This window comes from Pseudomonas putida (genome assembly GCF_001976065.1).
Classification (GTDB): Bacteria; Pseudomonadota; Gammaproteobacteria; order Pseudomonadales; family Pseudomonadaceae; genus Aquipseudomonas; species Aquipseudomonas serbica.
Genome location: NZ_MNAH01000003.1, coordinates 691,519 through 716,142 on the forward strand (window position 1 = coordinate 691,519; position 24,624 = coordinate 716,142).

Genomic DNA, 24,624 nt, shown 5'->3' on the forward strand with positions numbered 1-24,624 from the left:
CAAAACCTGATCCAGCGCAGTTTCTCTGTAATATTTCGCATCGATCATGGGCGACACTCCTTTCCCCTCAGGAATGTCCGGCATGGCCACTCCCTCTTTCACCGCCGCCCCGGCGCCCGCCATCAGCGTCAAACCGCAATTGGACAAAAAACCCGGCGCGTACACTCTGGTGGTGTTTTTCACAGTACTGAGCCTCGGGCTGCTGTTCACCGCCTATAGCCTGATGCACGACGTGAACGAGCTTGGCACCGTGGTGACCACTTGGACGCCGTTCATACTCCTGGGCGTGGCCTTGCTGATTGCCTTGGGCTTCGAGTTCGTCAACGGTTTCCACGACACCGCCAACGCCGTCGCCACAGTGATCTATACACATTCGCTGCCACCGAATTTCGCGGTGGTCTGGTCCGGGTTCTTCAACTTCCTCGGGGTGTTGCTGTCCAGTGGTGCGGTGGCGTTCGGCATCATCGCGCTGTTGCCGGTCGAGTTGATTCTGCAAGTCGGTTCATCGGCGGGTTTTGCGATGATTTTCGCCCTGCTGATCGCCGCAATCCTGTGGAACCTCGGCACCTGGTGGCTGGGCCTGCCGGCCTCGTCATCGCACACCCTGATCGGCTCGATCATCGGAGTCGGCGTAGCCAATGCCCTGATGCACGGGCGTGACGGCACCAGCGGTGTGGACTGGGCGCAGGCGACCAAGGTCGGTTACGCCCTGCTGCTCTCGCCACTGGTCGGCTTCGGCTGCGCCGCATTGTTGCTCCTGGCCCTGCGTGCCTTCGTCAAGAATCGCGCGCTGTACAAGGAGCCCAAGGGCAATATGGCGCCGCCGTGGTGGATTCGCAGCCTGTTGATCCTGACCTGCACCGGCGTGTCCTTCGCCCACGGCTCCAATGACGGTCAGAAAGGCATGGGGCTGATCATGCTGATTCTGGTCGGGACCTTGCCGATGGCCTATGCGCTGAACCGCACCATGCCCGCGGATCAGGCGTTGCAGTTTGCCGCCGTGGCCGAAGTGACCCAGCAGGCGCTGGTCAAGCGTGCACCGCTGCCGGCACCGGCCGACCCGCGACCGATCCTCTCCGATTACGTGCGCAGCAAGGAAGTCACGCCGCAACTGATCCCTGCCCTTGCGGCACTGACCGGCAACATCGGCAACGAAGTGAAGGGTTATGGTTCGCTGTCCAAAGTCCCGGCGCAAGCCATGGGCAACGTGCGCAACGACATGTACCTGACCAGCGAGACCATTCGCCTGATGGACAAGAACAAGGTCGGTAACTTCGACGCCGATACCACCGGCAAATTGCAGTTGTTCAAGCAGCAGATCGACAACGCCACGCGCTTCATCCCGTTGTGGGTGAAGATCGCTGTAGCGATAGCGCTGGGCCTGGGCACCATGGTCGGCTGGAAGCGCATCGTGGTGACCGTGGGCGAGAAAATCGGCAAGTCCCACCTGACTTACGCCCAAGGTGCCTCGGCGGAGACCGTGGCCATGCTGACCATCGGTGCCGCCGACATGTTCGGCTTGCCGGTCTCGACCACCCACGTGCTGTCGTCAGGAGTGGCAGGGACCATGGTTGCCAATGGCGGCGGCTTGCAGATGAAGACCATCCGCAACCTGCTGATGGCCTGGGTACTGACCTTGCCGGCGGCGATAGTGTTGTCGGGCAGTTTGTACTGGCTGTTCACCCAATTGTTCTGAATAAGGTAGAGCGAACGACCATCCGCTCGCGCACCACGTCATACACCCAGTGGTAAACATAGGTGTACGGCAGGAAAAACAGCAGCACGCCGATATCCAGCAGGAACGCCTGCCACAGGCTGATATTCAGCCACCAGGCAATCAAGGGTACGCCGAGGGCGACCAGTCCGCCTTCGAACAACAGCGCGTGCACCACGCGGACCCAGGCGTTGTGGGCAATGGCGAAACGCTTGAGCACGCGGTCGAACAGGCCGTTGAAAACCACGTTCCATGCCAGGGCCAACACGGCAATGACCACCGTGACAGCGCCCATCTCCAGCATCGGTTTGTCCATGATCCAGGCCAGTAACGGCGTACAGATCAGGATGGCCAGCAGTTCGAACCCGATGGCCTGGAAAATACGTTCGGTAATGGATTTATTGGCGCTCATGGCCTGACTCCCTGGTAACGATGGTTGCCATCATCCAACCTCAGACCGATACTTCATAACCAATAACCATCGATCAAGGCGATAGTTCATGGCATCTCAGGAAGTGCTGCAGGCGTTCGTCCAGGCTGCGACCCAAGGCTCGTTTTCCGCCGCGGCGCGCAAATTGGGCCGTAGTCAGTCGACCATCAGTGCCGCGGTGGCCAGCCTGGAAATCGATCTGAACCTGACACTGTTCGACCGCAGCAGCCGCAAGCCCAGCCTGACCCCCGCCGGGCACGTCATGTTGCAACGGGCCGAAGAGATCCTGGCCGCCACCAGTCGCCTGGAAATGACCGCCAGCCAACTGTCCCAGGGCGTCGAGGCGAAGCTCACCGTGGCGCTTTCCGACACTTATCAGTCCGATCGCTTTGAAGTGGCACTCAATGCATTCGAGCGGCGTTATCCCGACCTGGAACTCGAATGCCTGATTGCCGAATGCGACGACCTGGTCGCACTGGTGCAAAGCGGTCGGGCCAACATCGCCTTCGCTGAAATGCAGGAGAGCTATCCGCCGGACCTGGTCAGCTCGACCGTGGACGAACGCACGGAATTCGCCCTGTTCGTGTCCCGCCAGCATCCGCTGGCCAAGCAGGAAAATATTGACCAGGACACACTGCAACAGCATCGCGAGCTGCGCCTGGCGACCATCGTCAACCCCTACGAAAGCCGTGCCAAGGGACGGGTCTGGTCGGCACCCAGTTACCTGATGCTGTTGGAAATGGCCCAGGGAGGATTCGGCTGGGCGCCGCTGCCACGCTGGCTGGTTGGGCGTTTTGGCGCGGGGGCGTTGCAGGAATTGGAGGTGCGTGGCTGGCCGAAAACGGTGTCGGTGGATGCCTTGTGGTCACGCTTGCATCCGCCGGGGCCGGCTGGGAGCTGGTTGCTGGGCAAAATGCTGGAATAGGGGTGTGGCTTCTGACCTCTTTGCGAGCAGGCTCACCCCCACAAGGGGTTTGTGGTGCACGCCATTCCCTGTGGGAGCGGGCTTGCTCGCGAAGGGGCCAGCAAAATTCACATCACTCCAACGCCTGCAACCGAGCCTCGATAAACCGCCGCTCCGGCTCCTGCTGCGTCAACTCCAGCGCCCGCCCATAGGCGGCCCGCGCCTGCTCCACCCTGCCCAACTGCCGGCAGAACTCCGCCCGCGCCGAATGCGCCAGGTGGTAATCGAGCAGATCACCCCGCGCCAGAATCGCCTCGACCAGGGTAAGCCCTGCCAACGGGCCATCGCGCCTGGAGATCGCCGCCGCCCGGTTCAATTCGATCACCGGCGACGGCCAGGCCCGCAGCAACACGTCATACAGCCCGACGATCTGCACCCAGTCGGTTGCCTCGATCGACGGCGCTTCGGCATGCACCGCGGCAATTGCCGCTTGCAGGCAATACGGGCCGAATCGTCGGGTGCCCAATGCGCGCTCCACCAAGGCACAACCTTCGGTGATCATCTGCGCGTCCCACAGCGTGCGGTCCTGGTCATCCAGCAGAATCAAGTCGCCGTCCGCGCAGGTCCTGGCCACGCGCCGGGACTCGTGCAACAACATCAAGGCCAGCAAGCCCATGACCTCCGGCTCAGGCAGCAACTCCATCAACAAACGCCCCAGGCGAATCGCTTCGCGGGTCAAGTCTTCGCGGGTCACTTGTGCCCCGACGGACGCCGAATAGCCTTCGTTGAATACCAGGTAAATCACCCGCAGCACGCTGTCGAGGCGCTCGGGCAGTTCGGCATGGGATGGCACCTGATAGGGAATTTTCGCGTCACGGATCTTCGCCTTGGCGCGCACGATGCGCTGGGCGATGGTGGCGGGTGCCGAGAGAAAGGCCCGGGCGATTTCTTCCGTGGTCAGGTCGCAGACTTCGCGCAGCGTCAACGGCACCTGGGCGTCCGCCGCCAATGCCGGGTGACAGCAAGTGAAGATCAGCCGCAGGCGATCGTCCTCCACGTCTTCGTCGCTCCAGTCGGCTTGCTCCAACGCCTCGAGTTGCGCCTGTAACAAGGGCCGCGAAGCATTGAAGCGCGCACGCCGGCGCAGCACATCGATGGCCTTGAAGCGCCCCGTGGATACCAGCCAGGCACGCGGATTGTCCGGCACGCCGTCCTGCTGCCAGCGTTGCACCGCGACGAAAAACGCTTCGTGCAAGGCCTCTTCGGCGAGGTCGAAATCGCCGAGCAGGCGAATCAGGGTCGCCAGGATACGTCGCGACTCCTGGCGATAAACCTGCTCGACCCTGGCCTGTGCCGACAGCCCCGGCATCTTAAGGATTCAACTGCCGAACGGGACGCACTTCGACACTGCCGACCCGCGCCGCCGGGATGTTCCCGGCGACCTGCAGGGCTTCGTTGAGGTCCTTGGCATCGATCAGGTAGAAGCCGGCCAACTGCTCCTTGGTTTCGGCGAATGGGCCGTCGGTGATCGACAACTTGCCGTTGCGCATGCGCACCGTGGTGGCGGTCTGCACCGACTCCAGCGCTTCGGCGGCAACCATCCGGCCACTGCCCTGGATCGACTCGGCATAGGCCATGCATTCCTCGTCCTTGGGGCTTTCCGGCAGCGAATGCAGCAGGCGCTCATCGCTGTAGACCAGGCATAAATACTTCATCGCGCTCTCCCGATTGAACGGATCAACTATGGTCGCAGATCGGCCGTTTCGCACGGCTTGCCGACGATCAGGGTTCCAGGTTGAACAAGGTCGTGCCGCTCATCATGTCGAATGGCGCCGACCAGTGTTCGTGGACGATGCGCCATTGCCCGGCCTCGCGCCGATAGCAGGCGGTTACGCGCATCCAGCAGGCCTGGGTTTCGCCCTTCTCGTTGGTGCCGCCGCAATGGGCCAGCCAATGGGCGAAAGCGATGTGTTCATCGGCGACGATGTTCATATGTTCGAAGTCAAACTTGTGTTGGCCCTGGCACATTTCCATGCATTCGAGCCAATGCGCGCGGTAGGCTGCCTTGCCGCGAAATTGCAGGGCTTTGACGGCGTCGTAGGAGACAATGTTGTCGGCGTAAAGGGCCATGATTCTGTCGACGTCCTTGGAGATGACAGCCTCACGGTAGGTGGCGATCAGGGTCTGGATTTCGTGGGTAGCGCTCATCGTGGTTCTCCGTGGTTTTTACTGGAAGACACCCTTAGTCGTCCGACGATCCGCCAGATCGACAGTCGAAATAAAAATAATCCACAAGCGCAAACTCGCTAGAATCCGAGGCTCATTTCGGTTGGAAAAAGGACACTCCAGTGACAACCCGACTCGTGCCTTACGAAAGCCTGAACGCGTTGCAGCGCCAACAGGTCGAGGCCATCGAAGTACACCCGGAACAAATCAGGTTTTGCGGCGACATTCACGGTGCATTGCACACCCTGCTATCCAGGCCGGGCCCCGGCGTCAAAGGGTTTACCTTGCTGGCCGAAGACATGCCTGTCGCATTCCTGCTGCTCAAGCGCCCACCGGTATTGCCCGCCTGGGCTGACGAGCACAGCGCCACGCTGCATGCGTTGCAGGTCGATCAGCGCGCCCAGGGCAAAGGGTATGGCAAGGCCTGCCTGCAAGCGCTACCCGAAGTGGCGCGCCTGGCGTGGCCGGAAATCAGGGGGCTGGAATTGTCGGTGGATGCCGACAACGACACTGCCATTGCGCTGTATGCCAGGTATGGTTTTGTCGACAGTGGCGAAGCGTACAAGGGGCGGATCGGCTATGAGCGGCGGATGAGCCTGAGATTCTGAGTCTGACGACAATCCAATGTGGGATCTGCGTCGGGTTCAGAGGTTCAGGGTCATTTCGTGCCAGGCCATCCCGCCATGATCCGACGCCGATGGCTTGACGTAGGCGAAGCCAAAGCCTGCGTACAACGGAATATGCCGCTCCTTGCACATCAGGTTGATGCTGGCCTTGCCCATCGTGCGCATGCGCTCGATGAACTCGCCCATCAGGCGCTTCGCCAGGCCCAGGCCCTGATAATCCGGGTGCACGACCACCGACATGATCACCACGTGGGGTCCGGCCGGGTCGTGGCCGATGAGTTCCTTGAACGCCTCGTCGGACATTTCCACCTGGAACGCCGCGCCGGAATTGATGAAACCGGCAACCACGTCGTCCACTTGCGCGACGATGAAACCTTCGGGCCAGGTGGCGATGCGAGTGGCGATTTTCTCCCGGGTCGCGGCTTCGTCACCTTCATAGGCAAGGGTTTCGATGGCGTAGCAGCGGTCCAGGTCAGCAGGCGTGACATTACGGATGAGGGTGTTCATGACGGCTCGGAATCGGCGAGGGAAAGGCCGTGGATGATAAATCAGCCTCGGCGCGACATCGAGAGACGAATCGGCTGACCCGTCTCTCGATGTACTGGTCACACCTTGATCGGCAACCAGAGTTCCAGCGTGCCGGTATTGAGCTTGGGGTTGAAGTCTTCGCTGTAGCGTTCGAATTCCGGGGCGTTCAACAGCTCGCGGCCGGACTGCGGCAGCCAGGTGCCATGGATGTACTGGAAGGTTTGCGGCAGGGTGTCCAGCGAACCTTTGTGTTCGAACACCACATATTGCTGCGGCAGGACCTCGACCCAGCGGTAGGTATCCGGCAAATCATCCAGCTTGCTGATCTCGACGCCTGCAATGTAATCAAAGCCGCCCTTGCCGTCGAAATTGCAGCAGACGCCGTAGGTCACTTCGCCTTTTTGCCCAGGAACATTGCCGATATGGGGAATGAATTTTTCCCATAGCTCGGGAATGCCTGTCACGGTTTGCTGGGTAAATTGTTCGCCAAGCCCTGCAATCAGCAGGAAGTGCCCGTGTTCGAAGCGTGGTTCCGTCACTTCGACGCGTGTTTTCTCGTCCATGACTCGACTCCTGGAAGGTAAAAAGTGGGTTCGGCTGGGAGTATAGAAGCCAAACCCGATTCGCCCAGTTACAGGGTGTGCAACGGCGGGGCGGCACCGGAACCGACAAACTCGTTGTAGCCCGATAGGATCACGTACACTGCGAAATAACAGAAGATCGCCGCTGATGCCAGGTAGGAATAGCGCAGCAACTTGTCGCCGAGCAACTTGCCCCCGTGGCTTGCCGCGAAACACAGGCCTGCGGACCACAGCAGCCCGGCGCAAAGGAATCCACCGAGAAACAATGCCGAGCTGAGCGCTCCACCGCCGCCGGAACGGGCGATCAGCGTGCCGCCTACCGCGGCGAACCAGAGAATGGCACTGGGCGACGACATGGCGAGAAAAATCCCACGGAAAAACTCCTTGCGATGGGAGTTGTGGCCGACCTCGGCGGTTTCGGCCAACAGCGCCTCATGGTGGATCGCCGAGTAAATCATCTTCGCCGCAAAATACACCAGCAACGCCGAACCACCGATCCACAACACCCAACGCACGGTTTCGTATTGCAACAACACGGTCATGCCGGCCAGCGCCAGCACCGCGTAGATCAGGTCGCCGACGCAGGTGCCCAAGCCCAGGGCAAAGCCTTGAAAATAGCCGCGCTGCATGGCCAAGGTGATCATTGCGATGTTGGCCACGCCGATGTCCAGGCACAGCGACAGGCTTAACAGGAAGCCACTGGTAAATTCCATCGAACCCTTTCCTTCACAAAATTTTGTTTACCTTGAGGCTGGACATTCTGCCACGCCAGATCGTACATTCCGCCACAGGCCACCGCAGTGGCCAGCGTCGCTCGGACGGTTCCGGGCGCTTACGTTATCCGAGGCAACAATGGCCGAACAAGGTTCGCCGCGCCGCTTTGCGCGCATAGATCGACTCCCCCCCTACGTTTTCAACATCACTGCCGAGCTGAAGATGGCCGCCCGTCGTCGTGGCGAAGACATCATCGACTTGAGCATGGGTAACCCTGACGGCGCCACGCCGCCGCACATCGTCGAAAAACTGGTCACTGTCGCCCAGCGCGAAGACACCCATGGCTACTCCACGTCCAAGGGCATTCCGCGCCTGCGCCGGGCGATTTCCAACTGGTACAAGGATCGCTACGCGGTCGACATCGACCCGGAAAGCGAAGCCATCGTCACCATCGGTTCCAAGGAAGGCCTGGCGCACCTGATGCTGGCCACCCTCGACCAGGGCGACACCGTGCTGGTGCCCAACCCGAGCTACCCGATCCACATCTACGGTGCCGTGATTGCCGGCGCCCAGGTGCGCTCGGTGCCGCTGGTGCCGGGCGTGGACTTTTTCGCTGAACTGGAACGGGCCATCCGCGGCTCGATCCCGAAACCGAAGATGATGATCCTCGGTTTCCCGTCCAACCCCACCGCCCAGTGCGTGGAGCTCGACTTCTTCGAGCGGGTGATCGCCCTCGCCAAGCAGTACGACGTGCTGGTGGTGCACGACCTGGCCTACGCCGACATCGTCTACGACGGCTGGAAAGCCCCGTCGATCATGCAGGTGCCCGGCGCCAAGGACATCGCGGTGGAGTTTTTCACCCTGTCCAAGAGCTACAACATGGCAGGCTGGCGCATCGGCTTCATGGTCGGCAACCCGGAACTGGTCAACGCCCTGGCGCGGATCAAGAGTTACCACGACTACGGCACCTTCACCCCGCTGCAAGTGGCGGCCATTGCCGCGCTGGAAGGCGATCAGCAATGTGTGCTCGACATCGCCGAACAGTATCGGCAGCGCCGCAACGTACTGGTCAAAGGCCTGCATGAACTGGGCTGGATGGTGGAAAACCCGAAAGCGTCGATGTACGTCTGGGCCAAGATTCCCGAGGCTTACGCGCACCTGGGTTCGCTGGAGTTCGCCAAGAAACTGCTGGCCGAAGCCAAGGTTTGCGTCTCACCGGGCGTCGGGTTTGGCGAGTACGGCGATGATCACGTGCGCTTCGCCCTGATCGAAAACCAGGACCGGATTCGTCAGGCGGTACGCGGGATTCGCGGGATGTTCCGGGCGGATGGGTTAGCCCCGAAAACCAACGCCTGAAACAAAACCCATACTGGATCTCGTTCATCCTGAGATCATCACCCACAAAAAAACCGCATCGCTGCGGTTTTTTTGTGCCTGGCGAATCGCTTAGACGAACAGCGACAACAACAGGATAAAGCCCAGGCCCACCACCGACAGGATGGTTTCCATCGCCGTCCAGGTCTTGAAGGTTTCGGCCACGGTCATGTTGAAGTACTGCTTGACCAGCCAGAAACCGGCGTCGTTGACGTGGGACAGAATCAGGGAACCTGCACCGGTGGCCAGCACCAGCAGCTCACGGTTGACCCCCGGAATCATCCCCACCACCGGCACCACGATGCCCGCGCCGGTAATGGTTGCCACGGTCGCCGAACCGGTCGCGATGCGGATCACCGCCGCCACCAGCCAGGCCAGCAGGATCGGCGAGATCTGCGCATTGACCGCCATGTGGCCGATCACGTCACCCACACCACTGGTCACCAGCATCTGCTTGAAGCCACCACCGGCACCGATGATCAGAATGATTGCGGCGGTTGGTGCGAGGCTCGCATCCAGCCATTTCATCATTTGGCTGGAACCGATGCCCTGCTTGTAGCCGAAGGTATACAGAGACAGCAGCAATGCCAGCAGCAACGCCGAAATCGGGTGACCGATCAGGTCCATGAAGGCGCGGAAGATGTTGCCGTCGGGCAGCACCACGTCGGCAAACGTCTTGAGCAGCATCAGGAACACCGGCAGCAGCACGGTCACCAGGGTGATGCCGAAGCTCGGCAGTTCAGCCGTATCGGTTTCGCGGGCCAGTTGATCCACCAGCTCCTGGTTCGGATGACCAGGAATGTGCTTGGCAATGAAGGTACCGTAGATAGGGCCCGCGATGATGGCCGTCGGCAGCGCAACGATCAGGCCGTACAGAATGGTTTTACCGATGTCGGCACCGAACACGCCGATGGCCAGCAACGGACCCGGGTGCGGCGGCACCAGGCCGTGGACGGCGGAGAGTCCGGCCAGCAGCGGGATACCGATCTTGATGATCGACACGCCAGTGCGACGGGCGACGATGAACACCAGCGGAATCAGGAGCACGAAGCCGATTTCGAAGAACAACGGGATACCGACCAGGAAGGCCGCAAACATCATTGCCCACTGCACCTTGTCCTTGCCGAAGGCGCGGATCAAGGTCTGGGCGATCTGGTCCGCCCCGCCCGACTCAGCCATCATTTTGCCGAGCATGGTCCCCAGCGCGAGGATGATGCCGACGAAACCGAGCACGCCGCCAAAGCCGTCCTGGAACGCCTTGATGATGGTGCCGATCGGCATGCCGGAGGTCAGCCCGAGGAAGGCGGCGGCGATGATCAGGGCCAGAAAGGGGTGCAACTTGAACTTGGTGATCAGGACGATAAGCCCGATCACCGTGACCACTGCGTCGAGCAGAAGGAACGTCTCGTGGGACATGCCAAACATTAGGGGTGTCTCCTGGTTGTTGTTGTTATTAAAGCGGGTTAATCAGTAGTCGCGCGGACAGCGCTGTCTTTGCAAGCACGCTCATACCGCCTGCTTCAGGCCGTTGGCCTGCCACCAGGTGTGGGCTTGAGCGGCCAATTCTTCAACGCTGTAGATCGAGGCATTGAGCGCCAGTGTCAGCGGCTCGCCCTTGGGAGACTCGAGGGTGGCGAACTGACTTTCGATCAAGGTGGCCGGCATGAAATGACCCGGGCGATGGGAGACGCGTGCGGCGGCGACTTCCGGGGTCAACTCCAGGAACACGAAGCCCAGGCCCGGCAAGGCGCTGCGCAGGCGCTCGCGGTAAATATGCTTGAGCGCCGAGCAGGTCAGCACAGGGCGTTGGCCCTTGGCATCGATGCGGCGCAGTTCATCGCACAGGCTGTCGAGCCAGCCGGCGCGGTCTTCATCGTTCAGGGGGGTTCCCGCGCTCATCTTTTCGATATTGGCGGCAGGGTGGAAAGAGTCGCCTTCAATGGCAGTGGCGCCGCTCAGTTGGCACAGGGCCTCGCTGACGCACGTCTTGCCGCAACCGGCAACGCCCATGATGACCAGGGCGGTGATGGGATGATTCATGTAACACCTCAGCGCGCAGACAGCGCTACCTTTGCCAGTTATGACACCAGACCAAAAGCAGAAGTTGCCGACGCCTTTCTTGTCATTTTGTGGGTTGCAGCATGTGTGTCCCCAACGCCAAAAAGCGAGGATCAGGCGAACCCCCGCTCACGCATTTGCAGCTGCATCGAGACAGCGCTACCTTAGTGCCTTGAATTTTGTTTGGCAAGCCGTCGATGACTCCAACTAAAAACGATAAAAATACCCGCACCACTGGCCGCCCTACGCTGAACGAAGTGGCACGCCTGGCCGGTGTCAGTCCGATTACCGCCTCCCGCGCCCTGCGCGGGGTCAGCACGGTGGCCACTGAACTGGTGGAAAAAGTCCAGAAAGCCGCGCTGGAACTCAACTACGTGGTCAACCCCGCAGCCCGTGCCCTGGCCTCGGCGCAGAGCCATTCGGTGGTGGTGTTGGTGCCCTCCCTGTCCAACCTGCTGTTCATCGACACCCTGGAAGCCATTCATCAGGTCCTGCGCCCCAAGGGCTTCGAAGTGCTGATCGGCAACTTCCATTACTCGCGCGACGAAGAAGAAAACCTGCTGCGCAACTACATGGCCTATCAGCCTCGCGGCTTGCTGCTGACCGGTTTCGACCGCACCGAAAGTTCGCGGCGGATGATCGAAGCCAGCAATATCCCATGTGTGTACATGATGGAACTGGACAGCGCTGCCGGTCTCAATTGCGTTGGCTTTTCGCAACTGGCGGCCGGTGAAACGGCGGCCGAGCACTTGCTCTCGCGCGGGCGCAAACGCCTGGCGTACATCGGCGCACAGCTCGATCAACGCACCTTGCTGCGCGGTGAGGGTTTCCGCAAGGCCCTGAAAAAGGCCGGCCTGTACGACCCGGACCTGGAAGTGCTGACCCCGCGCTCCTCCTCCGTCGGCCTGGGTGGCGAACTGTTCCTGCAACTGCTGGCCAGCCACCCGGACGTCGATGCGATCTTCTTCGGCAACGACGACCTGGCCCAGGGCGCCCTGCTCGAAGCCATGCGCTGCGGGATCAAGATCCCCGAACAGGTGGCGATCCTGGGTTTCAACGATTTGCCGATGTCCGAACACATGGTCCCGCGCCTGAGCAGCATCAACACCCCGCGCGAAGCCATCGGCCGCCGCGCGGCGGAGCAGATGCTGGCGCTGATGGCCGGTAATACCGTGGCCAGACCGGTGCAGGACATGGGGTTTGAGTTGAAGGTGCGCGAGAGTACTTAAAGGCACGTTCGGCGACACGACTTAAAGAATGGGCCGTGTCTGCCGCTTCAGAATAAGTACCCAGGATAATGAATCATTGGCAGGAGTAAGTACTGGCAGCCATTCTAGCGAGATCGACTTTGGTTATTCGGTTAACCTGTAACGTGCTTCAGGGTCAGGGTAACCAACCCAAAAAGACGAACCATCCATAATTGATGGGAACCAATACAACAAAGGTAATGAGTGCAAGCGCAAGACTCAATCGTAAAGCTGCCATGAAAGGGATTCTTCCCATTTCAATTGCGAGAACAATCGGTGAGGCTTGGTAGGGCAGGAGCGGTGTTGAAAACCCGATGACCTGAATCATCAGAACACTTAATAAAGGCAACCCGGATGCAGTGGCTAACGACTGCGCCAGGGGAGTAAATAGGGCTGGCACTCCGTTCGCTGTGACCACAAAGTTGAGCAGCGTGGAAAACCCTACGATCAAGGCGTAACTGCTGAACGGTGAGGACGGATCCAACGGTGCGATAGCCAGTAGTTCATTTCCTATAAAGGTTCCCAGTCCGCTTTGTCCTACAAGTGCAGCGAGGCCGAGGATTGCTGCAACATACACCGCGGTCCGATGATTTACCTCTTGACCAAATTCGTCACTGGATACAAAGCCGACTCGTGGAAGCAGGCATAAGCAAGCTGCCACGAGACCGACCCAAGCAGGAGAAACTCCGTGCAAGGAATCGGTAAGCCAGAGTCCCAGGGTCATCAGCAGGAGAACGCTTAATCTCTTTTCCTCAGGACTCAAAGGACGAGTGGGTTCCACTTCTATGCTTTTTTCCACCTTATCCGGAAATAACCAGACAATACATGCACACAGTGCAGCCCCCTTCAGAATGCCAAGTACGGGTGCATGTAGTATCAGATACGGCAGATAAGAGAGTTGAATCCCGTACGTGGTATCGATCGACCCGGCCATAACAAGATTTGGAACATTCGCTGGCAGAATGGATGCCGAAAGTTGGAAGGTGCCAAAGCCGACAGCGAGTGAAAGCCCTATACGCCCTGGACGTTTCTCCCTGAAACCCACTCGATCAGCAAGCGCCAGTACGATCGGTATTAGAAGTGCAATACGTCCCATGTTTGAAGGCATAACAAAGGCAAGCATGTAAGTGAGGCCGACTATGCCAGCGACCATTTGCGGGTAAGACCTGGAAAGATGGACCGCGAGTACCCTGGCAAATCTAGAGGCCAATCCCGTTTTACGAATAGCAATCCCGATGACATAGCCGCTAATGACGAGCCAGAATGCAGCAGAGGTAAAACCGGAGAAGATCAAGGAAGCGGGAGCGACATGGAGGATCATCGCAACCGCGAAAAACAAAAGTGCAGTCAAGTACTCCGGAAGTCTACGTGTTGCCCATAGCAAGATTGTCACAGCGACCAGTCCGGCAACTATTATTAGTTGAGCATCCATATTACTTTCCTATGTTCTGCGGCTTCGGTTCACGGACGTATTCGTCCTGATCGAACCACCGACTGCACTTTTAGCGTAGGAGAAGCATGGCGGCGAAAAAGTAAAATGTCTAATATTTAGAAAATCCAGAATCAGTATCTTTGGAGTCCTAATTGGAACTCAGGCACTTACGTTATTTCGTCGTCACGGCCCAAGCGGAAAACTTCACACGAGCAGCCGAACAACTTGGAATCGCCCAGCCCCCGCTTGGACAGCAGATACGTGATTTGGAGGATGAAATCGGTACGCCGCTTTTCCACCGTGTAGGACGCGGCGTCGTACTCAGCGACGCAGGCAAGGCATTCCTGGTATCAGCACAAGACATTCTTGCACGTGCCGAGGACGCCCAAAAAAATGCGCGCCGCGTTGCGCGAGGTGAGGTCGGCTCATTGAACCTGGGATTTACCGAATCCGCCTCGTTTAACGATACGGTCACCGGTTTGATCAGGCGGTATCAGCAACAGCACCCCAAGGTTGAGGTCAACCTTGAAGAGAACAATAGCGAATCACTCATTTCCAGACTCGGCCGTGGAGAAATTGACGCCGCGTTTGTGAGGCCTCCGTTTGCCATGGGCGGCGATATTGATTTCATCACCCTATCCGAAGAACCCCTTATTGTTGTCCTGCCAGATGGCCACCCATTAACGTCGTACCAGCGACTGTCCCTCGCTGATTTACGGCAGGAGAACTTCATCCTGTATTCGCGCAAATCCGGTTATGGACTGAGTGCGGATATCGTGGCTGCCTGTCGGCAGAGTGGTTTCAATCCGATCATCCGTCAGCAGGCTCCCCAACTATCGTCCGCTGTTAACCTGGTATCAGCGGGGATGGGTATTGCGGTCGTACCCGCATCGATGCAGCGAATTCAACGCGATGGCCTGCACTACAGAGCGCTTGGGCTTGATTGGCCCAAGGCTATACTTGGGTTGGCCACACGAACGGCGAACCGGTCAACCCTGGTCGAAGACCTGATTAGTTCGACGAGAATCGAGTCTTCCTAATTGATTGTCCATTGTGGTTAAGGAGTTCCCTCCCTCACCACTGCTGCGTGCTATTGCTGCGCAAACCAAGATCAAAGGATCGCAGCCTGCGGTAGCTCCTACACTTGAATATACGCCACTCTCGCTGGAGTCGTTCCATGGAACACACACTGAAGATTCTGGGAAAAGCCTCGTCGATCAACGTCAGGAAGGTCCTGTGGACCTGTGAGGAACTGGGCCTTTCCTATGAACGCGAGGATTGGGGCAGCGGTTTTGCCTCGACCCACAGCCCCGAGTTCCTGCGGTACAACCCCAACGCACAGGTACCGGTGATCATCGATGATGCCGGTGTGCTGTGGGAGTCAAACACCATTTGCCGCTACCTGAGCGCCAGGCACCAGCACCACCATACGGAGCTGCTGCCCAGCGATCCGGCCGCGCGCGCCCGGGTGGAGCAGTGGATGGACTGGCAGGCCACCGATCTCAATTCGTCCTGGAGCTACGCGTTCATGGCGCTGGTGCGCAAGGATCCGGAATTCCAGGAAGCCCATCGCATCGAAGTCGGCGTACGCGGCTGGAACCAGAAGATGGCCATTCTCGAACATCAGCTCGCGACCACCCAGGCCTATGTCGCCGGGGCAAAATTCAGCGTGGCCGACATTGTCATTGGGCTCTCGGTCAACCGCTGGCTGATGACGCCCATGGAGCGGCCCGACTATTCGGCCGTCGACGAGTATTTCAAGCGCCTGGCGCAACACCCGGGCTTCCTCAAACACTGCTGTAATGGCCTGCCTTGATTAGTCATGCCTTGCAAACCCTTGCCGCCCGACGGCAAGGGTTGACCGCAGCCTGTGGGTCAGCTGTCGGTTGTAAAGTCTCAACTTATTGATATTGAGGGAATTTATTGTATAGGCATACTCTTTGCTCAATGCACTGCACCGCCAATACCTACAAGGTCTGCCTATCATGTTGGTCAGTGCAAAATTGAACCTGGTAACGCCCCTCCCCAAACGCCCCGGTGAAGACTCGGTCGCCGAAGCCGCCGCCGGCCTGCAAAGCGTCATGACCCAGGCCCTGCAAAACAACGTGCAGGCGCAGACCACGCAAGCCAGCACGCAGGTCGAGGAATCCGCCACGCAACTGGCGACGCAACAAGTGAGCGAAGCCAGCCGGATCAGCGACAACGTCGATGAAGCGTTCGCCAAGACCCGCGTGGGCCTGCAAGCGACCTCTGCGCCACTGCCTGACGAGGTCAAGGACAGGATTGGCGATGGCTCGGCGACGTCCGCATTCAAGGACTACATGAGCAAGACCCCGGAACAGCGCATGCGCGATGCGATCCTGGAGGAGATGGGGTTGACCCAGGAGCAGATCGATCAGATGCCGCCGGAGAAACAACAAGCCATCGGCGAGGAAATAGCCGAGCGCCTGCTGGACAAGGCGAAGCTGGCTCAAACCGAGAAAGCCCAATACAGCGGTGAAATCACCCAGCAACAAATGTAGGAGCCGGCTTGCCGGCGAAGGCGGCCTTGAACCTTTGATCGATCTTCTGGACGCCTTCGCTGGCAAGCCAGCTCCTACAGGTGAGGTGCCGGTCAGTTCAACTGCAAGGTCGAGTTGAACTGGCTGATCGCGTCTACCACATGCCGCGAGCCCTGCTGGATCTCGAGGATCACCTCCCCCGCCTCGTTCGCCAGTTCCACGCCCAGTCCGGTTCGACTCAGGCTCGACTGCATGCTCGACACCGCACTCAATGACAGGTCGTGGTTCTTGCGCACCACATCGACGATTTCCAGGGTGGCCTGGCTGGTGCGTGCGGCCAGGCTGCGCACTTCATCGGCCACCACGGCAAACCCTCGCCCATGTTCGCCGGCGCGGGCCGCTTCGATGGCGGCGTTGAGCGCCAGCAAGTTGGTCTGGTCGGCAATGCCGCGGATGGTCTGGACGATCGAGCCGATGATCTCCGACTGCTTGTTCACCGCGTCGATGCTCAGCGCCGCCTGGTTCAGGTCCTTGGAAATGTCCTGGATGATCTGCACCGTCTGCTGCACCACCTCGGAGCCCTTGCGCGCGCAGGCGTCGTTTTGCACCGAGGTGCTGTGGGCCGAGTCCGCGGCGGTTTGCAGGGTGGTCATTTGTTGGGTGATGTCGCTGGCGAACTTGACCACCTTGTACAGGCGACCCTTGGCGTCGAACAACGGGTTGTAGGAGGCCTCTAGGAATATCGTCTGGCCCTGCTTGTTCTTGCGCTCGAAACGATGGGAATGATATTCGCCTCGGTTGAGTGAGGCCCAGAAGTTCTTGTAGCCCTGGGACTCTGCTTCGGCGCGATGGCAGAACATGCTGTGATGCTGCCCGACGATTTCATTGAGCGAGTACTGCGTGGTTTTCAGGAAGTTGTCGTTTGCCGTGATCACTCGGCCTTCGGGGGTGAACTCGATTACGGCCATGGAGCGGCCAAGGGCGGCGAGCCTGCTTTGGTTTTCGTGGTCCTGGTTGACTCGGGCGGTAATGTCGGTGGCCACCTTGATCACGCTGCGCACCTGGCGGTCGGGACCCAACACCGGCATGTAGCTGGCTTCGAGCCAGATCTCCTTGCCGCTCTTGTTCAAGCGCTGGAAGGTGCCGCTGATCGGCTCGCCCCGTGCGAGATCGTGCCACAATTTGGCGTACTCCTCACTGCGGTAGAACGCCTCCTCGCAGAATATCCGGTGATGTTTGCCGCGCACTTCTTCGCCGCTGTAACCCATGGCTTTGCAAAAATTCTCATTGGCCTCGATCACGATGCCATCGGGGGTGAATTCAATCATAGCCATGGACCGACTGACAGCCGCCAGCTTGGCGTTGGCTTCGGTCAGCGCGCAGCTGAAACGTTCGATTTCCAGCAGGTCAGCCTTGTGATGCAGGTTAAACATGGTCGTATCACCTATGCGCATTCATGAAAGTTGCCGGTCTTTCAAAATCCACCACTACGTTCAATAGAACAGGTACACGCGTTCCTCCAACGAGGAGGAATCAATCAGGTGATAGGTGATGTTCGATCGGAGAGGTCCTTAACACGCCACTCTCATCAAGACATCCTTCTCTTGATAGCCCGGGGTCGGGCCAGCCCTAACGTGCTCATAAGCGAACTCCATTTCCGGATAACGTCCTGCAAGTGTGTCGGTGCCTTGGGTTGCGCACTCTGGCAGCTTGGCTCGATTGACCACATACGCCGATAACGATCGATATGGTTAATTAGGGCTCAGCATAGACACCGGCTTTGGGCTTGCAAGGCCACTAGTCGGCCAGCATTGAGGACAAAAACGGTTCAGCAGCTGCAGGTCTGGGTGCCAGCTGATGCATTCACTGGGCAAACAACATGAACATGGGGGCAAACGCGATGCTCACGACCCGGGCGTTATGCTCGGTCAATCGGTTCTGGGCCTTGATCTCCGTCCAGGAGTCAATGATGCGCACATCGTCGGGAAGACTGAACGGACAACAGCCCCTGCCCAGGATCACCTCCCTGATATTGCTCATCACCATGTTGCCCCTGGCGCCAGGTCCATCGACACCGAAAATCTTCACTGAGTGGGCCTTATTGTTGTGCTGCCAGGAGACGACCTGGGCGTTCATACCGTAGTCGGACAGATTGACCGGGCGGCTTCTCGCGGTGCTGAGCAAGGACAATTTCCTGCCAGCGAAATCCGCAGCGGTCCAGAGACACACGTAACCGTAATCGCAGGCGCTATCCGACTGACCTGCGTCGCCGGGTACCGGGAAGGTCAGCACGGCGGCACCGTTGTCGTAAGTCACTTGAGTCGCACTGACTTGATGCCCGCCAGACTTATGAATGAGTTGTCGGTCAATTTGCTGCTGCACCTCGGCTTTTTGTTCAACCGTCATGGGCGGTTCAAACAACGTATAGGGGCTGCGCTTGACCGTCGCCTGCTTCGCCGAAAAGAGCAGTGCGCCGACACCGAGACAGATTGCCACGAAGCTAACCAGCCATTTGCTGTTCATGTAGAGACTCCGTGCGCCTGGAACGCTGAAGACAGCGTGAGCAGGAAACCAGAGTCCGTTCGGCACAATTGATTGTCTACTGTCAGAACTAACAGGGTCGACGGATGGCGCCATCGGGCCGATTATTGAAATAACCCCGCCTCCCGCTTGCGCGGCCCCCTCCTGCTCACTAACGTAGCGCCTTTATTGCGCGCCGCCGCCTCTACCCCGCAGGAGCTTTGCCATGGCCTCGCCAGCCCTTTCACATTTTCTACCCCGGTTCGGCGTTGCCGCAGCAGTGGCGGGTGTTTTAAGCCTGACCGGTTGTCAGAGCTTCAACGCCCAGGACACCCTCCCGCCCACCTCCGGTGTTCAGCCGCTCAAAGGGCTGGCGCAGAACGTTTCGGTGCGGCGCAATGCCATGGGCATGCCGTTGATCGAAAGCAACAGTTTCCACGATGCACTGTTTGCCCTCGGCTATGTGCACGCCAGTGACCGCATCACTCAGATGGTCACTCTGCGACTGCTTGCCCAAGGTCGATTGGCCGAGATGCAGGGGTCGGACGTGCTGGACGCTGACCGCTATATGCGCGCGGTCAACCTGAAGAAAAACGCCGGCGAGTTGTACAAGGCCTCTTCACCGCGGCTCAAGCGCTTCTTCGAAGTCTATGCCCGCGGCGTCAACGCCTATCTGTTCCGCTACCGCGACAAGCTGCCTGCCGACCTCGTTGCCACCGGGTACAAGCCCGAGTATTGGAAGCCGGAAGATTCGGCGCTGATCTTCTGCCTGTTCAACTTCAGCCAATCCGCCAACCTGCCCGAGGAAATTGCCTCGCTGGTGCTGGCCCAGACCGTCACCACCGACAAACTGCCGTGGCTGACCCCTTCGGCTCCGGATGAAAAACTGCCGCTGGGCGAAAGTGAGAAGCTGCAAGGCATCAAGCTCAACGGCCAAGTACCGGGGCTGGCTGACATCAGCAAGGCCACCGGCCAGTTGTCCGGACTCAACCTGCTGGGCGCCACTTCATCGAACAACTGGGCCATTGCGCCGCAACGCAGCCGCAGCGGTAAAAGCCTGCTGGCCAGCGACAGCCATGGCCCGATGGGGGTGCCGTCGCTGTTCAGCTACGTGCAGATCCGCGCACCGAAGTATCAGGCCTCCGGTGCGACCATCGCCGGCTTGCCGATGGTACTGGACGGGTTCAACGGCAAAGTGGCCTGGAGCATGACAACCGTCATGGGCGATAACCAGGACCTGTTCCTGGAAAAAATCAAACGCCAGGGCAATGGCCTGTCCTACGAGACCGCTGGCAAGTGGCAGCCGGCGATCGTGCGTAACGAAACCTACTTCGTCAAAGGCCAGCGGCCGATTCGCGAAGCGGTGTTCGAAACCCGCCACGGCCCCCTGCTCAACAGTGCCCAAGGCCTGGCCCAGGGCAGCGGATTCGGCCTGGCCCTGCAAACGCCGAGCTTCACCGATGACAAGAGCCTGGACGCCTTCTTCGACCTGTCCCGTGCGCAGAACGTCGAGAAAGCGTCGGACGCCAGCCGCGAGATTCGGGCCATTGCCCTGAACCTGGTGTTCGCCGATGCGAGCAATATTGGCTGGCAGGTCACCGGTCGCTATCCGAACCGCCGCGAAGGCGAAGGCCTGCTGCCCTCGCCCGGCTGGGAGGGGCGTTACGATTGGGACGGTTACGCCGACCCGATGCTGCACCCCTACGATCAGGACCCGGCCCAGGGCTGGCTCGGCACCGCCAACCAGCGGGTCATTCCCCATGGCTATGGCATGCAGCTGTCCAACTCCTGGTCGGCACCGGAACGCGGCGAGCGCTTGGCCGAGCTGGCTGGGGTGGGCAAACATGACACCCGTAGCCTGATCGCCATGCAATACGACCAGACCACCACGTTCGCCGCGAAACTGAAGAAGATGTTCGAGGCACCGGGGATGTCCCAACCGCTGAAGCAGGCCATCGAAGCCTTGCCAGTGGCGGATCGCGGCAAGGCACGCGAGGCCTTGACCCGCTTGATGGCGTTTGACGGCAAACTCGGCGCGACCTCCGCCGACGCGGCGATCTATGAGCTGTTCCTGCAGGAAAGCACCCGGCAGATTTTCCTCGATGAATTGGGACCGCAAGGCAGCCCGGCGTGGCAAGCCTTCATCGCCAACGGCTCATTGTCTTACGCGGCCCAGGCCGACCATTTGCTGGGGCGCGAAGACAGTCCGTTCTGGGATGACGTGCGCACCGCGCAGAAAGAAGACAAACCGGCAATCCTCGCCCGCAGCCTGGCCGCAGCGATCACTGCCGGCGACAGTCAGTTGGGCGGCGATCACAAAGCCTGGCAGTGGGGTAAATTGCACCGCTATGAGTGGAAGAACGCCAGTGGCCAGACCGTGCGCGGTCCACAGCCGGCCGGTGGCGACCAGACGACCCTCAACACGGCCGCCTATGCCGTGGGCCAGGACTTCAACACGACCCGGGTACCGGCCATGCGATTGATCGTCGACTTCGGCCAGCCCGAACCGTTGATGGGCCAGATCGCCACCGGCCAGTCCGGCAACCCGGCCAGCCCAAACTACCTCAACGGCATCGAGCCGTGGCTGAAGGGGCAGTACCAGAGCTTGCCGATGCAGCCGGCGAATTTTGACCGGGTGTATGGAACCAAGCGCCTGACCCTGACACCTGGCAAATAACGCGGGACCAAAATGTGGGAGCGGGCTTGCTCGCGAAGGCGGTGTACCAGTCAACATACAGGTTGAATGTGAAGCCGCTTTCGCGAGCAAGCTCGCTCCTACAGGGGTAGGTTGTTTGCCTGGACATCCCGATAGAACTTCTTCCACCGCGCCAGTCTCCTAGCTAACAAGACCCTCCACCTGGATAGCAACGTGGACCTTGTCATCGCGCGTCCCGAAGGCTTGTACTGCCCTGCCGGCGATTTCTACATCGACCCGTGGCGGCCGGTTGAGCGTTGCGTCATCACTCACGCCCATGGCGACCATGCCCGAACCGGTAACCAGCATTACCTGGCGGCAGCATCCGGTGAAGGAATTCTGCGTGCGCGATTGGGCCAGGACATCAACCTGCAAACTTTGGCGTATGGCGAGCGACTGCTGCATCACGGTGTCACCCTGAGTTTCCACCCCGCCGGCCACGTACTCGGCTCGGCCCAGGTGCGCCTGGAATATGGCGGGGAGGTCTGGGTCGCGTCAGGGGACTACAAGATCGAACCCGATGGCACCTGCGCCGCATTCGAGCCGGTGCGTTGCCACACCTTCATCACCGAGTCGACATTCGGCCTGCCAATCTATCGCTGGCAGCCGCAGGCGCAGGTCTTCGCCGAGATCAACCAGTGGTGGCAAGCTAACGTCGAGCAAGACAAAGCCAGCGTGCTGTTCTGTTATTCCTTCGGCAAGGCCCAGCGCATCCTCCACGGCATCGATGCCAGCCTTGGCCCCATCCTGGCGCATGGCGCGGTCGAGCCGTTGAACCGTGTCTATCGTGAGGCCGGCATTGATCTGCCGCCAACGCTCTACGCCGGTGACTTCAACAAGAATGATCCGATCCTGCGCCAAGCGCTGGTCATCGCGCCACCTTCCGCCGGTGGCAGCACCTGGATGCGCCGCTTCGGCGACTACAGCGACGGCTTCGCCAGCGGCTGGATGCGATTGCGCGGAGCCCGTCGGCGACGCGGAGTGGATCGCGGTTTCGTGTTGTCCGATCACGCTGACTGGCCCGGTTTGCTCTGGGCCATCGAACAGACGGGGGCTGAGCGGGTGATGGTCACCCACGGTTCTGTCGCGGTACTGGTGCGCCACCTGCGCGAACAAGGCCTCGATGCCCAAGGTTTCAGTACCGAGTACGGCGACGATGAGGAAGCATCGACAGTCGAAGCCATCGAGGCCGCACCATGAAGGCGTTCGCCCAACTGTACGCCGAACTCGATGCCACGACGTCGAGCAACGCAAAGCTCGCGGCCATGCAGGATTACTTTGCCCGAGCCACACCGGAAGATGCCGCGTGGGCCGTGTACTTTCTGTCCGGTGGACGCCCAAGGCAACTGGTGCCGGTTCGCATCCTGCGGGAGTTGGCAGTGGCCTATTCCGGGCTTTCATCCTGGCTGTTCGAAGAGAGCTACCAGGCGGTGGGCGATTTGGCGGAAACCATTTCCCTGGTGCTGCCCGAAATGCCCTACCGTTCCGGCGAAGGCCTGGCGGTGTGGATCGAAGAAAAACTGCTGCCATTGCGCGGCGAATCCCCGCATGTGCTTGCCGAACGCCTGCCCGTTCTCTGGTCGCAACTGGACCGTCCCAGCCTGATGCTGTGCATCAAATTGATCACCGGCAGCTTTCGCGTCGGGGTTTCCAAGTTGCTGGTGACCCGCGCCCTGGCGTCCATGGCCCAACTGGACAGCAAACGCGTGGCCCAGCGAATGGTGGGCTATACCGACCTGTCCAACCGGCCCAGTGCCGCCAGCTACCTGAAGTTGATCGCCGCACAATCGCCCGACGAGCATGCGCAACGGGGCGGTCAGCCGTATCCGTTTTTTCTCGCCCATGCCCTGGCGCAACCGGTCGAGCAGTTCGAGGCGCAGCTCGGTGCCGCCAGCCGGTGGCAGGTGGAATGGAAGTGGGACGGCATCCGGGCCCAGATCGTCAAGCGCGAGGGGCGCCTGTGGATCTGGTCGCGGGGTGAAGAACTGGTCACCGATCGCTTTCCGGAATTCGACAGCCTGATCCACTGCCTGCCCGACGGTACCGTGATCGATGGCGAGATCGTCGCCTGGAAAGCCGCTCGATCGGACACGGAAGATGCCTTCGACCCCGCCCCGGAGGCCCCTGCCGTGCAACCTTTTGCCCTGTTGCAACAGCGGATTGGCCGTAAAAACCTGACCCGCAAGATTCTCAATGAGGTGCCTGTGGCCATCCTCGCCTACGACTTGCTGGAATGGCAGGGGGCGGACTGGCGCAACCAGCCGCAAAGCCTTCGGCGCAGTCAGCTGGAGCGGGTGATCGCCCAGGCTAACAATCCGCTGCTGCTCGCCTCGCCCCTGTTGACCGGGGAAGACTGGTTCGACCTCGCCCGGCAGCGGGAAGAATCACGCAGGCTCGGCGTCGAAGGCATGATGCTCAAGGCGCGGGACGCGCTCTACGGCGTCGGGCGCACCAAGGACATGGGGGTCTGGTGGAAATGGAAGGTCGACCCGTTCAGTGTCGACGCGGTGCTGATCTATGCGCAGCGCGGTCATGGCCGTCGGGCCAGCCTCTACAGCGATTACACCTTCGCTGTCTGGGACGCACCACCCGACGCCAGTGAGCGCGCCCTGGTGCCGTTCGCCAAGGCCTATTCGGGTTTGACCGATGAGCAAATGCGCCAGGTCGACAACATCGTACGCAGGACCACGGTGGAAAAATTCGGCCCGGTGATCAGCGTCAAGCCGAGCCTGGTGTTTGAACTGGGTTTCGAGGGCATTGCCCTGTCCAAACGCCACAAAAGCGGGATTGCGGTGAGGTTTCCGCGGATGCTGCGCTGGCGCCAGGACAAGTCGGTCGAAGAGGCTGATCACCTGGGGACACTGCAGGATTTGCTTGGCTGATCTTCATCCTTGCCAGCTTCACGCAGAACCAAAAAAGTGCGGGCTTTTCATGACGCCCATTTTCGTGCACTAATCCCCTCCTGCAATTTCCCGAACACCTTTTAAACGCTTGTTCGGCACTCTGGTTCGGAAATTGCTACTTTCATCAGGACTTACGCTTACCAGTAACAATAATTCTGCGCCACAAGCGCT

The 24,624-nt window shown here is 59.9% G+C and carries 23 protein-coding genes and 1 pseudogene; 11 read left to right on the plus strand and 13 right to left on the minus strand.

Going from position 1 to position 24,624, the window contains the following annotated elements:
• Window positions 1–82 precede the first annotated feature (82 nt).
• Window positions 83–1,696 (plus strand): inorganic phosphate transporter, encoded by a 1,614-nt coding sequence (locus tag BKX96_RS14395; RefSeq protein ID WP_077184345.1) that lies wholly within the window; start codon window positions 83–85, stop codon window positions 1,694–1,696.
• On the opposite strand, the gene BKX96_RS14400 is transcribed toward BKX96_RS14395, so the two are convergent.
• Window positions 1,680–2,126, minus strand: coding sequence for a multidrug/biocide efflux PACE transporter (locus BKX96_RS14400; protein ID WP_077184348.1), 447 nt, complete (start codon window positions 2,124–2,126; stop codon window positions 1,680–1,682). The two genes, BKX96_RS14395 and BKX96_RS14400, sit on opposite strands and share 17 nt — an antisense overlap.
• Before the next feature lie 88 nt (window positions 2,127–2,214).
• On the opposite strand from BKX96_RS14400, the gene BKX96_RS14405 reads away from it, so the two are divergent.
• A complete protein-coding gene (locus BKX96_RS14405; protein ID WP_077184351.1) occupies window positions 2,215–3,069 on the plus strand; it encodes a LysR family transcriptional regulator in 855 nt (284 codons plus the stop codon).
• Between the two features lie 112 nt (window positions 3,070–3,181).
• Here BKX96_RS14405 and BKX96_RS14410 read toward each other — a convergent pair whose 3' ends face one another.
• The 3 genes from BKX96_RS14410 to BKX96_RS14420 all read right to left on the minus strand — a co-directional run bounded on the left by BKX96_RS14410 (window position 3,182) and on the right by BKX96_RS14420 (window position 5,256).
• The gene (locus tag BKX96_RS14410) at window positions 3,182–4,417 is read right to left on the minus strand and encodes an RNA polymerase sigma factor (RefSeq protein WP_046816588.1); all 1,236 of its coding nucleotides are present in this window, start codon (window positions 4,415–4,417) and stop codon (window positions 3,182–3,184) included.
• A gap of 1 nt (window position 4,418) precedes the next feature.
• The gene (locus BKX96_RS14415; RefSeq protein WP_046816587.1) at window positions 4,419–4,763 is read right to left on the minus strand and encodes a YciI family protein; all 345 of its coding nucleotides are present in this window, start codon (window positions 4,761–4,763) and stop codon (window positions 4,419–4,421) included.
• A gap of 67 nt (window positions 4,764–4,830) precedes the next feature.
• Window positions 4,831–5,256 (minus strand): YybH family protein, encoded by a 426-nt coding sequence (locus BKX96_RS14420; protein ID WP_046816586.1) that lies wholly within the window; start codon window positions 5,254–5,256, stop codon window positions 4,831–4,833.
• 140 nt (window positions 5,257–5,396) lie between these two features.
• Between BKX96_RS14420 and BKX96_RS14425 the strand changes: the two genes are divergently transcribed.
• The gene (locus tag BKX96_RS14425) at window positions 5,397–5,882 is read left to right on the plus strand and encodes a GNAT family N-acetyltransferase (protein ID WP_046816585.1); all 486 of its coding nucleotides are present in this window, start codon (window positions 5,397–5,399) and stop codon (window positions 5,880–5,882) included.
• A 36-nt stretch (window positions 5,883–5,918) separates the two neighbouring features.
• On the opposite strand, the gene BKX96_RS14430 is transcribed toward BKX96_RS14425, so the two are convergent.
• The 3 genes from BKX96_RS14430 to BKX96_RS14440 all read right to left on the minus strand — a co-directional run bounded on the left by BKX96_RS14430 (window position 5,919) and on the right by BKX96_RS14440 (window position 7,722).
• Window positions 5,919–6,407 (minus strand): GNAT family N-acetyltransferase, encoded by a 489-nt coding sequence (locus BKX96_RS14430; RefSeq protein WP_046816584.1) that lies wholly within the window; start codon window positions 6,405–6,407, stop codon window positions 5,919–5,921.
• A gap of 98 nt (window positions 6,408–6,505) precedes the next feature.
• Window positions 6,506–6,991: a GyrI-like domain-containing protein gene (locus BKX96_RS14435; RefSeq protein WP_077184354.1), complete on the minus strand. Its 486-nt coding sequence runs from the start codon at window positions 6,989–6,991 to the stop codon at window positions 6,506–6,508.
• A gap of 68 nt (window positions 6,992–7,059) precedes the next feature.
• Complete coding sequence (locus BKX96_RS14440; protein WP_077184357.1) at window positions 7,060–7,722, minus strand: LysE family translocator; 663 nt, start codon at window positions 7,720–7,722, stop codon at window positions 7,060–7,062.
• Between the two features lie 139 nt (window positions 7,723–7,861).
• Between BKX96_RS14440 and alaC the strand changes: the two genes are divergently transcribed.
• On the plus strand, window positions 7,862–9,079 hold the full coding sequence (alaC, locus tag BKX96_RS14445) for an alanine transaminase (RefSeq protein ID WP_046816581.1): 1,218 nt from the start codon (window positions 7,862–7,864) through the stop codon (window positions 9,077–9,079).
• Between the two features lie 90 nt (window positions 9,080–9,169).
• On the opposite strand, the gene BKX96_RS14450 is transcribed toward alaC, so the two are convergent.
• Both BKX96_RS14450 and BKX96_RS14455 read right to left on the minus strand, forming a co-directional pair.
• On the minus strand, window positions 9,170–10,522 hold the full coding sequence (locus BKX96_RS14450) for a GntP family permease (RefSeq protein ID WP_046816580.1): 1,353 nt from the start codon (window positions 10,520–10,522) through the stop codon (window positions 9,170–9,172).
• A gap of 81 nt (window positions 10,523–10,603) precedes the next feature.
• Window positions 10,604–11,137, minus strand: a complete 534-nt coding sequence (locus tag BKX96_RS14455) for a gluconokinase (protein ID WP_046816579.1) — start codon at window positions 11,135–11,137, stop codon at window positions 10,604–10,606.
• Between the two features lie 215 nt (window positions 11,138–11,352).
• Here BKX96_RS14455 and gntR point away from each other — a divergent pair, with 215 nt between their 5' ends.
• Window positions 11,353–12,384, plus strand: a complete 1,032-nt coding sequence (gene gntR, locus BKX96_RS14460) for an HTH-type transcriptional regulator GntR (RefSeq protein WP_077184360.1) — start codon at window positions 11,353–11,355, stop codon at window positions 12,382–12,384.
• Window positions 12,385–12,538: 154 nt separating this feature from the next.
• Here the strand turns inward: gntR and BKX96_RS14465 are convergent, their stop codons facing one another.
• Window positions 12,539–13,834 (minus strand): SLC13 family permease, encoded by a 1,296-nt coding sequence (locus tag BKX96_RS14465; RefSeq protein WP_077184363.1) that lies wholly within the window; start codon window positions 13,832–13,834, stop codon window positions 12,539–12,541.
• 152 nt (window positions 13,835–13,986) lie between these two features.
• Here BKX96_RS14465 and BKX96_RS14470 point away from each other — a divergent pair, with 152 nt between their 5' ends.
• From BKX96_RS14470 to BKX96_RS14480, 3 genes are all read left to right on the plus strand, one after another.
• A complete protein-coding gene (locus BKX96_RS14470) occupies window positions 13,987–14,874 on the plus strand; it encodes a LysR family transcriptional regulator (RefSeq protein WP_077184366.1) in 888 nt (295 codons plus the stop codon).
• Between the two features lie 137 nt (window positions 14,875–15,011).
• Window positions 15,012–15,650 (plus strand): glutathione S-transferase family protein, encoded by a 639-nt coding sequence (locus tag BKX96_RS14475; protein WP_077184371.1) that lies wholly within the window; start codon window positions 15,012–15,014, stop codon window positions 15,648–15,650.
• 169 nt (window positions 15,651–15,819) lie between these two features.
• Window positions 15,820–16,356 carry a hypothetical protein gene (locus BKX96_RS14480; protein ID WP_077184375.1) on the plus strand — a complete coding sequence of 179 codons (537 nt, stop codon included), beginning with the start codon at window positions 15,820–15,822 and terminating at the stop codon, window positions 16,354–16,356.
• Window positions 16,357–16,448: 92 nt separating this feature from the next.
• Here BKX96_RS14480 and BKX96_RS33705 read toward each other — a convergent pair whose 3' ends face one another.
• From BKX96_RS33705 to BKX96_RS14495, 3 genes and pseudogenes are all read right to left on the minus strand, one after another.
• Window positions 16,449–16,988 carry a methyl-accepting chemotaxis protein gene (locus BKX96_RS33705; RefSeq protein WP_425520679.1) on the minus strand — a complete coding sequence of 180 codons (540 nt, stop codon included), beginning with the start codon at window positions 16,986–16,988 and terminating at the stop codon, window positions 16,449–16,451.
• Between the two features lie 6 nt (window positions 16,989–16,994).
• Window positions 16,995–17,789: pseudogene (locus BKX96_RS33710) on the minus strand (PAS domain-containing protein); the annotation flags it as partial.
• Window positions 17,790–18,198: 409 nt separating this feature from the next.
• The gene (locus BKX96_RS14495) at window positions 18,199–18,858 is read right to left on the minus strand and encodes a peptidase inhibitor family I36 protein (protein ID WP_046816572.1); all 660 of its coding nucleotides are present in this window, start codon (window positions 18,856–18,858) and stop codon (window positions 18,199–18,201) included.
• A gap of 223 nt (window positions 18,859–19,081) precedes the next feature.
• Here BKX96_RS14495 and BKX96_RS14500 point away from each other — a divergent pair, with 223 nt between their 5' ends.
• The 3 genes from BKX96_RS14500 (at window position 19,082) to BKX96_RS14510 (ending at window position 24,432) form a co-directional block, all read left to right on the plus strand.
• Window positions 19,082–21,532, plus strand: coding sequence for a penicillin acylase family protein (locus BKX96_RS14500; protein WP_077184381.1), 2,451 nt, complete (start codon window positions 19,082–19,084; stop codon window positions 21,530–21,532).
• 192 nt (window positions 21,533–21,724) lie between these two features.
• Window positions 21,725–22,750, plus strand: a complete 1,026-nt coding sequence (locus tag BKX96_RS14505) for a ligase-associated DNA damage response exonuclease (protein WP_077184384.1) — start codon at window positions 21,725–21,727, stop codon at window positions 22,748–22,750.
• Window positions 22,747–24,432 carry an ATP-dependent DNA ligase gene (locus BKX96_RS14510; protein ID WP_077184387.1) on the plus strand — a complete coding sequence of 562 codons (1,686 nt, stop codon included), beginning with the start codon at window positions 22,747–22,749 and terminating at the stop codon, window positions 24,430–24,432. The genes BKX96_RS14505 and BKX96_RS14510 overlap by 4 nt, the downstream gene beginning before the upstream one ends.
• The last annotated feature ends 192 nt before the right edge of the window (window positions 24,433–24,624 follow it).